This window comes from Pseudomonas sp. GW821-FHT02B10 (assembly GCF_059421865.1).
This window is the reverse complement of record NZ_JBWKVU010000001.1, coordinates 336,123-349,116: the sequence shown is the minus strand read 5'-3', so window position 1 is coordinate 349,116 and position 12,994 is coordinate 336,123. Positions and strand designations below refer to the sequence as shown.

The window sequence follows — 12,994 nt, the reverse complement described above, 5'->3', positions numbered from 1 at the left end:
GGGGGCTGGAACCTCTAGCAGACAAGCCCTTCGCTGTCGAGATATGGCGGTTGTTGTCCTTTGCGTATACTGCGCAGATGTTTTCCCCTATGGCTTTACGTCCGCGCTGTGCCCGATGGCTCATCGCAACCGGACTCTTCCTGATGCTCAGTGCCTGCGTTGAGAAACCCAGCACGCTCGAGCGAGTAAAGGAGGATGGCGTGCTGCGGGTGGTCACCCGTAACAGCCCGGCCACCTACTTTCAGGATCGCAACGGTGAAACCGGCTTCGAATACGAGCTGGTGAAACGTTTCGCCGACGACCTGGGGGTGACGCTGAAGATCGAAACCGCAGACAACCTCGACGACCTCTTCGACCAGTTGGGTAAACCTAACGGCCCGGTGCTGGCTGCTGCCGGTCTGGTCAGCAGCGAGAAACGCAAGCAGCAAGTCCGGTTTTCCCACACCTATCTGGAAGTCACCCCGCAGATCATCTACCGCAACGGCCAGTCCCGCCCCACTGACGCGGGCGACCTGGTCGGCAAGAAGATCATGGTGCTCAAGGGCAGCACCCACGCCGAGCAACTGGCCGCACTCAAGCTGAAATACCCCGGCATTCAATACGAAGAGTCCGACGAGGTCGAAGTGGTCGACCTGCTGCGCATGGTCGACGAGGGGCAGATCGACCTGACCCTGGTGGATTCCAACGAAGTGGCGATGAACCAGGTGTATTTCGCCAATATCCGCGTGGCCTTCGACCTTGGCGATGCCAGCAACCAGAGCTGGGCCGTGGCCGCCGGCGAAGACAACAGCCTGCTCAACGAAATCAACGCCTTCCTCGACAAGGTGCAGAAGAATGGCACCCTGCAGCGCCTGAAGGACCGTTATTACGGGCATGTGGACGTCCTGGGTTATGTCGGCGCCTACACCTTTGCCCAGCACCTGCAGCAGCGCCTGCCCAAATACGAGAAGCACTTCAAGGCCTCGGCCAAGGAAGAAAAGGTCGACTGGCGCCTGCTGGCGGCCATCGGCTACCAGGAATCCTTGTGGCAACCGAGCGTCACCTCCAAGACCGGCGTGCGCGGCCTGATGATGCTGACCCAGAACACCGCCCAGGCCATGGGCGTGTCCAACCGCCTGGACGCCAAGCAAAGCATCCAGGGCGGCGCCAAGTACCTGGCGTACATGAAGGATCAGCTGGACGACAAGATCGAAGAGCCGGACCGCACCTGGTTCGCCCTCGCCGCCTATAACGTCGGCAGCGGCCATCTGGACGACGCCCGCAAGCTGGCGCAAAAGGAAGGGCTGAACCCGAACAAGTGGCTGGACGTGAAGAAGATGCTGCCGCGTCTCTCGCAGAAGCAGTGGTACAGCAAGACCCGCTATGGCTACGCCCGGGGCGGCGAGCCGGTGCATTTCGTCGCCAACATCCGTCGCTACTACGACATCCTGACCTGGGTCACGCAGCCGCAGCTGGAAGGCGACCAGGTGGCCGAGGGCAACCTGCACGTGCCGGGCGTGGACAAGACCAAGCCGACCCAGGAAACCCCGCCGCTTTAAACCCTCTGTCGTAACCGCTACCGAAGGCTGCGATAGGCCCACAGGGCCTGGACAACCGTAAAATCGCCACGACCGTTCCGGTCGATCGCAGCCTGCGGCAGCGGCTACAGAGTCTCCGTCAGGCCTTGGCCGCCGCCAGGATCAGCGCCTTCATCTCCGCCACTGCGCCTTTGAAACCGACGAACAGCGCATGGGCCACCAGCGCATGGCCAATGTTCAACTCGTTGATGCCCTTGATCGCCGCGACCGCCTCGACGTTGTGGTAATGCAGGCCGTGGCCGGCATTGACGATCAGGCCCTGGCCCAGGCCGAAAGCCACGCCGTCGGCCACGCGCCGCAGTTCCTCGGCCACCTCGCTCGGCGTTTCGGCATCGGCATAACGCCCGGTGTGCAGCTCGATGGCTGGCGCGCCCACGCGGCGAGAGGCGGCGATCTGCCGCTCATCGGCGTCGATGAACAGCGACACTTCGGCGCCGATCTTCGACAGCCGCTCTACGGCGGCCTTGATCCGCGCTTCCTGCCCGGCGACATCCAGGCCGCCCTCGGTGGTCAGCTCCTGGCGGGTTTCCGGAACCAGGCAGATGTGCGCCGGACGGATGCGCTCGGCGAACGCCATCATTTCCTCGGTGACGCCCATCTCGAAGTTCATGCGGGTTTGCAGCACGTCCTTGAGCAGCAGCACGTCGCGCTCCTGGATATGCCGGCGGTCCTCGCGCAGGTGCACGGTGATGCCGTCGGCCCCCGCCTCTTCCGCGTCCAGCGCCGCCTTGACCGGGTCAGGGTAACGGGTGCCCCGAGCCTGACGCAGGGTGGCTACGTGGTCGATGTTCACGCCAAGAAGAATGCGATTGCTGGTGGTCACGGAAGCGCTCCTGAGGAGTTAGAGATTCGGTGCACAGCATATAGTGTCCGCTGGCGAAAATAACTGCCGGCTTTCGGTCGCACGAGCAAGCCAGGCAGGATTCGAGCGTATTGGCGTAATGGGACGACTAGGGCTTGCGAAACAATTCGCGACTGACCAAGGGCCGACCGCCCAGGTGCACCGCCAGTGCCTGGCGCATCAGGCGCTTGGCCGCCGCCAGCGCGCCAGGGGCGCTCCAGTCGGCTTGCGCCATGGCCAGCAGCTCGGTGCCGTTGAACAGGCCTGGTTGCAACAGGTGAACCTGCTCCAGACCGGCATCCACCTGCAGGCGATACATGCCCTGCGCCTCAATCGGCGCGCCGTGGATATCCATGTCCAGGGCGAAGCCGTAGCCCAGGTCGTCCAGCAGGCGCCATTCGAACGCACGCAGCAAGGGTTCGAGGGCACGGCCTTCGGCCAAAGCCAGCAAGGTTGCCGCATAGTGCTCGAAGATCGCCGGATGCGGATCTTCGGCGGGCAGCAGGCGGATCAGCAGCTCATTGAGGTAGAGGCCGCTGAACAGCGCCTCGCCGTTGAGCCAGGTGGAGGTTCCCGCGCTTTCCATGCGCCCGACGTTCTTCAGCTCGCCGCGCCCACGAAATTCGACTTCCAGCGGCACGAACGGCCGCGCCAGGGTCCCGGCCTTGCCCCGCGCGCCGCGCAACACCGCGCGCAGCCGCCCCTGGGGCGTGAGGAAGTCCACCAATGCACTGCTCTCGCGATAGGCGCGACTGTGCAGGACATAAGCGGGCTGGCCGATGGGAGCGTTACTGGACATAGGTGTCGGGGGATCTCAAGGCTTGAGAAAGTGACAGGTCCACGGGAAGGTTCGTTGAACCTTTATCGCCAGCGGCTCGCCCTGCACGTTGCAGGAACGAGGCGCCGGTGACGAGGCAGGATTACAGGTCCCCGTAGCCCAGCGAACGCAGGGCGCGCTCGTCGTCGGACCAACCGCCTTTGACCTTGACCCACAGGTTGAGCATGACCTTGGAGTCGAACAGCAGCTCCATGTCCTTGCGCGCTTCCATGCCGATGCGCTTGATGCGCTCACCCTTGTCGCCAATGATGATTTTCTTCTGGCCGTCGCGTTCGACGAGGATCAAGGCATGAATGTGCAGGGTCTTGCCCTGCTGCTTGAACTCTTCGATTTCCACGGTGATCTGGTACGGCAGCTCGGCACCCAGCTGGCGCATGATCTTCTCGCGCACCAGTTCGGCGGCGAGAAAACGGCTGCTGCGGTCGGTGATCTGGTCTTCCGGGAAGAAGTGATCGTTTTCCGGCAGGTGCTTGGCGATCAGGCCTTCCAGGGCTTCCAGGTTGTGGCCTTGCTGGGCCGACACCGGGACGATCTCGGCATTCGGCAACTGCTCCTGCAACCAGGTCAGGTGCGGCATCAGCTCGGCCTTGTCCTCGATGCGGTCGGTCTTGTTGATCGCCAGGATCACCGGGCCCTGCACGTACTGCACACGCTCCAGCACCAGCTGGTCTTCGTCGGTCCACTTGGTGCGGTCAACGACGAAAATCACCACGTCGACGTCTTTCAAGGCCGCCGAGGCGGTCTTGTTCATGTAGCGGTTCAGCGCCTTCTCGTTGCTCTTGTGCATGCCCGGGGTGTCGACGTAGATCGCCTGGATGGCGCCTTCGGTCTTGATGCCGAGCATGTTGTGCCGAGTGGTCTGCGGCTTGCGCGAGGTGATGGCCAGCTTCTGCCCCAGGATATGGTTCAGCAGCGTGGACTTGCCCACGTTCGGACGGCCGACGATGGCAACATAGCCACAGCGTGTTGCGGTTGTATCAGTCATGGCCATTCTCCACGCCCAGGGCAATCAGTGCTGCGGCGGCCGCTACCTGTTCGGCAATGCGACGGCTCACACCCTGACCTCGGCTTTTTTCGTTCAGTAGGGTGATTTCACATTCGACGAAGAACGTCCGGCAATGGGGCTCACCCTGGATATCCACCACTTCGTAGCGGGGCAGCTCACAGGCACGCGACTGCAGGAATTCCTGCAGGCGGGTCTTGGGGTCCTTGTTGGTGTCGACCAGCGTCAGGCTGTCGAACTCGGACGTCAGCCAGGACAGCACGCGCTCGCGCGCGACCTCCATGCCGGCATCCAGATAGATCGCACCAATCAGCGCTTCCAGGGCATCGGCGAGGATCGACTCACGGCGGAAGCCGCCGCTTTTCAACTCACCGGAACCCAGGCGCAGGTATTCGCCCAGATCGAAACCACGGGCCAGTACGGCCAGGGTTTCCCCCTTCACCAGGCGCGCGCGCAGACGCGACAGCTGGCCTTCGCGAGCCTGGGGAAAACGCTCGAACAGCGCTTCGCCGGCGACGAAGTTGAGGATGGCGTCACCGAGGAACTCCAGGCGCTCGTTGTTGCGCCCGGCAAAACTGCGGTGAGTGAGGGCCAGGACCATCAGTTCCTGGTCCTTGAAGGTATAACCGAGCTGACGCTCGAGACGGCTCAAAGAAACGCTCACGGTTTACCCACGCTGAGTTCGTGGTTGAATTTCACCACCTTGGAGACAAGGCACGAGGTGCCTGTGGCAATTAACGCTGTGTTCAAATCCACATCCTGAATATCGTTGACTGCTGCTTCTGGTGACGCCTGGGAGGCTGCCGAACCTGGCGGGCCGGTGTTCTACAAGATCCAGAAAAGCATTCGGCGCTGTGTTCAACAGCGCCGTGTTTGATTACTTGATCAGGCCAACCCGCGAGAAATTCGGCAGGTGGCTGAGTTTCGGTTCGGGCCAGCTCATCCAGACTGCGAAGGCCTTGCCGACGATATTCTTGTCGGGAACCATGCCCAGCAGGTCCTTGGGAATGCTTGGGTCATCCCAGTAGCGGCTGTCATTCGAGTTGTCGCGGTTGTCGCCCATCATGAAGTAGTGCCCGGCAGGCACGGTCCATTGACGATCCGGGGTGGCCCGGTAGCGGCTCATTTCCTTGCGGATCAGGTGCTCGGCGGCGCCGAGTTTTTCCTTGTAGAGCTCCGCGCTGCCCAGGGTACCCGGCTCGGAGCCGACCAACTGCTCAGCGACCGACTGGCCGTTGACCAGCAGGCGCTTGTCGCTGGTGTAGCGCACTTCGTCGCCCGGCAGGCCGACCACACGCTTGATGTAGTTGACGTTCGGATCGCTCGGGTAGCGGAACACCATCACATCGCCGCGCTGCGGATCACCGACCTCGATGATTTTCTTGTCGATCACCGGCAGGCGGATCCCGTAAGAAAACTTGTTCACCAGGATGAAGTCGCCCACATCCAGGGTCGGTTTCATCGATCCCGAAGGAATCTGAAACGGTTCCACCAGGAACGAACGCAGCACCAGCACGATGAACAGTACCGGAAAGAACGATTTGCCGTACTCGACCAGCATCGGCTCCTTGTTCAGTTTCTCGATGACCAGCCCATCCGGCTGGCTGACGCTGCCCTGATAGTTGGTAATGGCGGCACGCCGGCGCGGCGCCAGAAAGACCAGATCGAGCAACGCCAACAGGCCGCAGACGGCGACGGCGATGACCAGCAACAGCGGGAAATTTAGCGACATAGGACCTAACTATCCAACCTGAGCACAGCAAGGAAGGCTTCTTGTGGAATCTCCACGTTACCCACTTGCTTCATGCGTTTCTTACCGGCCTTCTGCTTTTCCAACAGCTTGCGCTTACGGCTAACGTCACCACCGTAGCATTTGGCCAGCACGTTCTTTCTGAGCGCCTTGACGGTTGTCCGCGCCACAATCTGCCCACCAATGGCGGCCTGGATTGCCACGTCGAACATCTGCCGAGGAATCAGTTCCTTCATCTTTTCGGTCAACGCACGCCCTTTGTAGTGCGCGTTGTCACGGTGCACGATCAATGCCAGGGCGTCGACCTTCTCACCGTTGATCAGCACATCCAGCTTGACCAGATTAGCCGATTGGTAGCGATCGAAATGATAATCCAGCGAAGCATAGCCACGACTGGTGGATTTGAGGCGGTCGAAGAAGTCCAGGACCACTTCGTTCATCGGCAGGTCGTAGGTCACCTGGACCTGGCTGCCGAGGAACAGCATGTCGTGCTGTATGCCGCGCTTCTCGATACACAGGGTAATGACGTTACCCAGGTGCTCCTGCGGCACCAGGATATTGGCCCGCACGATCGGCTCGCGCATATCTTCGATGGACGACAGATCCGGCAACTTCGATGGGTTATCGACGTAGATCGTCTCACCATTCTTCAGTTGCAGTTCGAAAATCACCGTCGGCGCCGTGGTGATCAGGTCCAGGTCGTACTCGCGCTCCAGGCGCTCCTGGATGATTTCCATATGCAGCATGCCGAGGAAGCCGCAACGGAAGCCGAAGCCCAGTGCGTCGGAGCTTTCCGGGGTGTATTGCAGCGACGAGTCGTTCAGCGTGAGCTTTTGCAGGGCTTCGCGGAAGTCTTCGAAGTCATCGGAGCTGACCGGGAACAGGCCGGCGTAGACCTGCGGCTGAATGCGCTTGAAGCCGGGCAGCACTTCGACATCGGGAGTCGAGCTCAGGGTCAGGGTGTCACCTACCGGCGCACCGTGAATGTCCTTGATACCGGCGATGATGAAGCCTACTTCACCGGCCTTCAGGTCGGTGGTGGCGGTGTGTTTCGGGTTGAATACACCGACGCTGTCCACCAGGTGGATCTTGCCGGTGGATTTGACCAGGATCTTGTCGCCCTTCTTCACGCGGCCATGGCGCACGCGAACCAGGGACACGACGCCCAGGTAGTTGTCGAACCAGGAGTCGATGATCAACGCTTGCAGCGGATCCTCGATGTTGCCGGTCGGCGCGGGAATGGTGGTTACCAGGCGCTCCAGCACCTCGTCGACACCCAGGCCGGTCTTGGCGCTGCAGGTCACGGCGTCGGTGGCATCGATACCGATGATCTTCTCGATCTCTTCCTTGACCCGGTCCGGATCGGCCTGCGGCAGGTCGATCTTGTTCAGCACCGGCATGACCTCCAGGCCCTGCTCGATGGCGGTGTAGCAGTTGGCGACCGACTGCGCTTCCACGCCCTGGCCGGCGTCGACCACCAGCAAGGCGCCTTCACAGGCCGCCAGCGACCGGCTGACTTCATAGGTGAAGTCCACGTGACCAGGGGTGTCGATGAAGTTCAGCTGGTAGGTGATGCCGTCGCGGGCTTTGTAATAGAGGGTAACGCTGTGGGCCTTGATGGTGATCCCGCGTTCCCGCTCAAGGTCCATGGAGTCCAGGACCTGGGCTTCCATTTCACGCTCGGCCAGGCCGCCGCACATCTGGATGAAGCGATCGGCCAGAGTCGACTTGCCATGGTCAATGTGGGCGATGATGGAGAAATTGCGGATATGACTCAAATCACTCACGGATCAACACTCAAAAAGGCTGCAGGCATAGCCCGCCGAAAAATAGCCGGGAATTGTACCTGATAGACGACGCAAGCGTCACGTTCGCCTGTCAGGGGCGCGCAAACGCAAAACGCCCCGGTCTTTCGACAGGGGCGTTTTGCGTAAGACTGGCGGCATTGGCGCCGGTCAGCCGGCCCGGCGCAACAGCCAGACCCCGGCCAGGGCACAGATCCCGGCAGGAACCAGCACCGCGAACAGCGGCGAGAAACCGAATACCAGGCTCGACGGCCCCAGCAGGTCCTGGGCGATGCGGAAGGTGAACCCCACCAGCACGCCGGTGAACACCCGCTGGCCGAGCGTCACGGAACGCAGCGGACCGAAAATGAACGAGATCGCCATCAATACCAGGGCCGCGGTGACCAGCGGTTGCAGCACCTTGACCCAGAACGCCAGCCAGTAGCGACCGTTGTTCAGGCCCTGATCGGCCAGGTAGTGGATGTAGCCCCACAGACCGCTGATCGACAGCGACTCCGGCGCCATCACCACAGTGCTCAGCAATTGCGGGCTCAAGGCCACGTCCCAACGTTCCTGCGGGACGTTGATGACTTCGGTGCTGCCCTCGCGGAAATAGGTGGTGGTGACGTCGCTCAGCTGCCAGTAGTTCTCTTCGAAACGGGCCTGGCGAGCGAAGCTCGAGGACAGCATGTGCCGCTGATCGTCGAAGTGATAACGGGTCACGCCATACAGCAGACCGTTGGGTTGCACGGCGTTGATGTGGATGAACTCCTCACCCTGGCGGTGCCACAGGCCGCGCTTGGAACTTTGCGCGTCGCCCGAACCCTGGGCCAGCGCACGACTGGCCTGCGCCTGGCTTTCCGTGGCAGGAGCGACGTACTCGCCGATCAGCACACCGGCCACCATCAGGAACAGCATCGGCTTCATCACCGCCCAGACAATCCGCCCGATGGACACGCCAGCAGCCCGCATGATGGTCAGCTCACTGTTGCTGGCCAGGCTGCCCAGGCCGATCAGGCAGCCGATCAGGGCCGCCATCGGCAGCATTTCGTAGAGCCGGCGAGGCGCCGTCATGACCACGAAACTCAACACATCCATCACGGTGTAGTTGTCACTGACACTGCCCATCTCGTCGATGAAGGCGAACAGCGACGCCAGGCCGAGAATGATCCCCAGTACCGCCAGGATGGCCAGCAGGACACTGTTACCGATGTAGCGATCGAGCTTAACCACGAGCCACCTCCTTCATGCTACGGCGGCTCGCCAGTTTCAGGCGCAAGGGTTCCCAGTACAGCAACCCGAGGCCAATCAATAGAAACAGTCCGTGTACCCACCACAGGCCCAGCGCCTGTGGCAGCTTGCCTTTTTCCAGCGAGCCACGGGCCGCGATCAGGATGGTCAGGTAAGCCATATAAAGAAGAATCGCCGGCAACAGCTTGAGGAAACGGCCCTGGCGCGGGTTGACCCGGGACAGCGGCACCGCCATCAGGGTCACGACAAACACCAGAAGCGGCAGGGAAATACGCCATTGCAGCTCGGCATGGGCGCGCAGGTCCGGGTTGCCGATCAGATCGCGGGTCGGCATGGCGTCACGGTCGGTAACTTCTTCACTGACATCCGGCTTGGCCAGCAACACGCCGTAGGTGTCGTACTTGATGATCCGGTAATCGGCCTGGCCCGGATTACCGTCGTAGCGATAACCGTTTTCCAGAATCAGGTAGCGGTTGCCGTCCGGACGAACGTCCTGGTGCCCCTTCTCCGCCACCAGCACCGAGATGCCCTGATCCTTCTTGTCCTGGCTCAGGCGTTTTTCCGAAATGAACACGCCACCGAGGTTGGTCCGGTCATCGGACAATTGCTCGGTGTAGGTCACCCGCGTGCCGTCGTTGAGGGCCTGGAAACGGCCTGGCACCAGGGTATCGAACTCAGTCAGCGCATCCTGCTTGTTGAGGATCAGCTGGAACTGGTTGGCGCCCTGAGGCGCCAGGCTCAGGCTCAGCCAGGCCACGATCAAGGCAACCAGGGTCGCCGGAATCATGGTCATGCCCAGCAGGCGCTGCTGGCTCATGCCGGTGGCCGAAAGCACAGTCATTTCGCTTTCGAGGTACAGCCGGCCATAGGCCAGCAGAATGCCGAGGAACAGCCCCAGGGGCAGGATCAATTGCAGGAAGCCCGGCATGCGGACCCCCATGATCAGGAACAGCGAGCCCGGGTCCAGTGCGCCCGAGGCCGCTTGCGCGAGGTATTTGACGAAACGTCCGCTCATGATGATGACCAGCAGTACAGCGCTCACGGCGCTCAGGGTCAGCAACACTTCGCGGGATAGATAACGGAAGACGATCAAACCAGACACTCCAGGGTTGTCAGGCTAAGGCGGCCAAACAAGCAAACACGGCCCGTGAAGCCGAGCCGCCGAAAAAGATGGCGCATTATCCTGTGATTGCATGCGCCTGTCACTGCGCATGCTCATGCAGGCCTCTAAAGCGGCGAAGTTCGCTCATGGGAGGGTTGTCAGCCTCGACCGCCGGGGTTCAAACTGGCGGCCCTGTCGTTGGCCGCTGCCGACGCCTCTTCCTTATAAAAGCTGCATACATGACAAGCCCGGCGCACGGCATTGGCCCTGCGCTCTTTGACCATTAATTCAGGGACCCGGACATGGAACTGGTTGTAAAAAGCGTTAGCCCGGAAACGTTGAAGACCGCCACCCTGGTGGTCGCCGTCGGCGAAGGCCGCAAGCTCGGCAGCGTTGCCAAACAACTCGACGAGCTCAGTGGCGGCGCCATCGGCGCGGTACTCAAGCGCGGCGACCTGGACGGCAAGGTCGGCCAGAGCCTGCTGCTGCACGCCCTGCCGAACCTGAAGGCCGAACGCGTCCTGCTGGTCGGCACCGGCAAGGACGCCGAACTGGGCGACCGCCCGTTCCGCAAGATCGTCAGTGGCATCCTCAATACCCTCAAGGGCCTGGGTGGCAGCGATGCCGCACTGGCGCTGGACGAAGTGGTGGTCAAGGGCCGCGACAGCTATGGCAAGACCCGCCTGCTGGCGGAAACCCTGGTGGACGGCGAATACAGCTTCGACCAGTTCAAGAGCCAGAAAGCCGAACCGCGCGCCCTGAAGAAAATCACCCTGCTGACCATCAAGGCCGCGCAGGCCGAAGTCGAGCGCGCCGTGGCCCACGCCAAGGCCATCGCCAACGGCATGGCGTTCACCCGCAACCTGGGCAACCTGCCGCCGAACATCTGCCACCCGACCTTCCTCGGCGAACAGGCCAAGGCCCTGGGCAAGGAATTCAAGGCCCTGAAAGTCGAAGTCCTCGACGAGAAGAAGATCAAGGAACTGGGCATGGGCTCGTTCTATGCCGTGGGCCAGGGCAGCGCCCAGCCGCCGCGCCTGATCGTCATGCAATACAACGGCGGCAAGAAGTCCGAGAAGCCGTACACCCTGGTCGGCAAGGGCATCACCTTCGACACCGGCGGCATCAGCCTCAAGCCCGGCGCCGGCATGGATGAAATGAAGTACGACATGGGTGGCGCCGCCAGCGTGTTCGGCACCCTGCGCGCCGTGCTGGAACTCAAGCTGCCGATCAACCTGGTGTGCATCCTGGCCTGCGCCGAGAACATGCCGAGCGGCACCGCTTCGCGTCCGGGCGACATCGTCACCACCATGAGCGGCCAGACCGTGGAAATCCTCAACACCGACGCCGAAGGCCGCCTGGTGCTGTGCGATGCCCTGACCTACGCCGAGCGCTTCAAGCCACAGGCGGTGATCGATATCGCCACCCTGACCGGCGCCTGCGTGGTCGCCCTCGGTTCCCACACCTCGGGCCTCCTGGGCAACAACGACGAACTGATCGGCCAGTTGCTGAGCGCCGGCGTCCAGGCTGACGACCGTGCCTGGCAACTGCCGCTGTTCGACGAGTACCAGGAACAGCTGGACAGCCCGTTCGCCGACATCGCCAACATCGGCGGGCCGAAAGCCGGCACCATTACCGCTGCCTGCTTCCTGTCGCGCTTCACCAAGCAGTACAACTGGGCGCACCTGGATATCGCCGGTACCGCCTGGACCAGCGGCGGCAAGGACAAGGGCGCCACTGGCCGTCCGGTTCCTCTGCTGACCCAGTACCTGCTGGACCGCGCCAAAGCCTGAAACCTATGACCTCGGGGTGCGCCGCCCACACGCGGCGCACTCCCGGGTTCAGGAACCGCAATGACCAAAGTCGACTTCTATATCCTTCCCAGCGCGGATCCTTCGGCGCGTCTGGACTTCGCCTGCAAGCTCACCGACAAGGCCTGGCGCATGGGGCACCGCATCTACCTGCATTGCAGCGACGCGGCCCAGCGCGATGAGCTCGATGCCCGGTTGTGGCGCTTCAAGGGCGAAACCTTCGTGCCCCACGGCCCCGCCGAAAGCGAACCGGATGGCCTGATCGTTCTCGGCCTGGGCGATGACCCCGGCGAGCACCATGACCTGTTGGTCAACCTGGACCTGAAAGTCCCGGCATTTGCCCAGCGTTTCGCCCGCATCGCCGAAGTGGTGGTGGAAGACCCGACTATCCGCCAGGCCGCTCGCGAGAGTTTCCGTTTCTACCGCGAACAGGGCTATCCTCTGCAAGATCACCGTTTACAGCGACTCTGAGCCATCGATGGACACTCCCAAACCGCCGCAAAAGTCCGCGCACCTGCTGGATGACCTCGAGTCCATCCGCCAACTGCTCGGCGATGACGACCTGCAACCTCCGCTGCTGACCGAGACCGTCGACGGCGAAGTGCAGATTCCGCTGCTGTTCGACATGGTCGGCGGCAAGCCTGCCGTCGAAACCCACGAAGAGGCGCCGGCAGAACCACAACCGGCTTCCGCTCCGGTGGTCGAACCGCAACCTGCCCCCGTAGTTGCCGCGCCAGCCCCTACACCGGCACCGACACCAAAACCCGCACCAGCACCAGCACCCAAGAGCCAGGATGCCCTGCTGCACCTGGACAGCGAACTGCGCGCTGCCGCGCAACTGATCATGCAAGATGTGATCGACGACTTCGCCCCGCATATCGAAACCGAGATCAAGCGCCGCCTCGATGCGCGGATGGAACGTTTGCTGAGCCAGTACGACGCCTGATCCCCTGCCTTATTCAGCGGACAAACCTCGCCGCTACAGGCCACCCAGCGTCTGTAGGCGCGAGGTTTGCCCGTGATGACACCCTGGCGGC

The 12,994-nt window shown here is 62.1% G+C and carries 12 protein-coding genes; 4 read left to right on the top strand and 8 right to left on the bottom strand.

Annotated features, from left to right (window positions below; all coding sequences use genetic code 11):
* Positions 1–77: 77 nt before the first annotated feature.
* Positions 78–1,538, top strand: a complete 1,461-nt coding sequence (gene mltF / locus AC07VU_RS01570) for a membrane-bound lytic murein transglycosylase MltF (RefSeq protein ID WP_053259738.1) — start codon at positions 78–80, stop codon at positions 1,536–1,538.
* A gap of 118 nt (positions 1,539–1,656) precedes the next feature.
* Here the strand turns inward: mltF and pdxJ are convergent, their stop codons facing one another.
* The 8 genes from pdxJ to lptF all read right to left on the bottom strand — a co-directional run bounded on the left by pdxJ (position 1,657) and on the right by lptF (position 10,137).
* Positions 1,657–2,400: a pyridoxine 5'-phosphate synthase gene (gene pdxJ / locus AC07VU_RS01565; protein ID WP_007932164.1), complete on the bottom strand. Its 744-nt coding sequence runs from the start codon at positions 2,398–2,400 to the stop codon at positions 1,657–1,659.
* Positions 2,401–2,527: 127 nt separating this feature from the next.
* Positions 2,528–3,217 (bottom strand): DNA repair protein RecO, encoded by a 690-nt coding sequence (gene recO / locus AC07VU_RS01560; RefSeq protein WP_007932161.1) that lies wholly within the window; start codon positions 3,215–3,217, stop codon positions 2,528–2,530.
* Between the two features lie 121 nt (positions 3,218–3,338).
* A complete protein-coding gene (era, locus tag AC07VU_RS01555) occupies positions 3,339–4,241 on the bottom strand; it encodes a GTPase Era (protein WP_007932155.1) in 903 nt (300 codons plus the stop codon).
* A complete protein-coding gene (gene rnc, locus AC07VU_RS01550; RefSeq protein ID WP_009042306.1) occupies positions 4,234–4,923 on the bottom strand; it encodes a ribonuclease III in 690 nt (229 codons plus the stop codon). The genes era and rnc overlap by 8 nt, the downstream gene beginning before the upstream one ends.
* Positions 4,924–5,136: 213 nt before the next feature.
* Positions 5,137–5,991, bottom strand: a complete 855-nt coding sequence (gene lepB / locus AC07VU_RS01545; protein ID WP_007932153.1) for a signal peptidase I — start codon at positions 5,989–5,991, stop codon at positions 5,137–5,139.
* Between the two features lie 5 nt (positions 5,992–5,996).
* Entirely contained in the window at positions 5,997–7,796 is a 1,800-nt protein-coding gene (gene lepA / locus AC07VU_RS01540) for a translation elongation factor 4 (protein ID WP_007932152.1), read from the bottom strand.
* Between the two features lie 168 nt (positions 7,797–7,964).
* On the bottom strand, positions 7,965–9,026 hold the full coding sequence (gene lptG / locus AC07VU_RS01535) for an LPS export ABC transporter permease LptG (protein WP_007932151.1): 1,062 nt from the start codon (positions 9,024–9,026) through the stop codon (positions 7,965–7,967).
* On the bottom strand, positions 9,019–10,137 hold the full coding sequence (lptF, locus tag AC07VU_RS01530; protein ID WP_007932149.1) for an LPS export ABC transporter permease LptF: 1,119 nt from the start codon (positions 10,135–10,137) through the stop codon (positions 9,019–9,021). The genes lptG and lptF overlap by 8 nt, the downstream gene beginning before the upstream one ends.
* Positions 10,138–10,448: 311 nt before the next feature.
* Here lptF and AC07VU_RS01525 point away from each other — a divergent pair, with 311 nt between their 5' ends.
* Genes AC07VU_RS01525 through AC07VU_RS01515 form a run of 3 tightly spaced genes read left to right on the top strand, consistent with a single transcriptional unit; the run spans position 10,449 to position 12,903 of the window.
* Entirely contained in the window at positions 10,449–11,939 is a 1,491-nt protein-coding gene (locus tag AC07VU_RS01525) for a leucyl aminopeptidase (protein ID WP_053259736.1), read from the top strand.
* A 60-nt stretch (positions 11,940–11,999) separates the two neighbouring features.
* Positions 12,000–12,428, top strand: coding sequence for a DNA polymerase III subunit chi (locus AC07VU_RS01520; RefSeq protein ID WP_007932146.1), 429 nt, complete (start codon positions 12,000–12,002; stop codon positions 12,426–12,428).
* A gap of 7 nt (positions 12,429–12,435) precedes the next feature.
* Positions 12,436–12,903, top strand: coding sequence for a DNA polymerase III subunit chi (locus tag AC07VU_RS01515; RefSeq protein WP_495029444.1), 468 nt, complete (start codon positions 12,436–12,438; stop codon positions 12,901–12,903).
* The last annotated feature ends 91 nt before the right edge of the window (positions 12,904–12,994 follow it).

Coding starts and splice junctions, on each gene's coding strand:
- mltF (WP_053259738.1), top strand. CDS start 78: ATGTTTTCCCCTATGGCTTTACGTCCGCGCTGTGCCCGATGGCTCATC.
- recO (WP_007932161.1), bottom strand. CDS start 3,217: ATGTCCAGTAACGCTCCCATCGGCCAGCCCGCTTATGTCCTGCACAGT.
- era (WP_007932155.1), bottom strand. CDS start 4,241: ATGACTGATACAACCGCAACACGCTGTGGCTATGTTGCCATCGTCGGC.
- lepB (WP_007932153.1), bottom strand. CDS start 5,991: ATGTCGCTAAATTTCCCGCTGTTGCTGGTCATCGCCGTCGCCGTCTGC.
- AC07VU_RS01525 (WP_053259736.1), top strand. CDS start 10,449: ATGGAACTGGTTGTAAAAAGCGTTAGCCCGGAAACGTTGAAGACCGCC.
- AC07VU_RS01520 (WP_007932146.1), top strand. CDS start 12,000: ATGACCAAAGTCGACTTCTATATCCTTCCCAGCGCGGATCCTTCGGCG.
- AC07VU_RS01515 (WP_495029444.1), top strand. CDS start 12,436: ATGGACACTCCCAAACCGCCGCAAAAGTCCGCGCACCTGCTGGATGAC.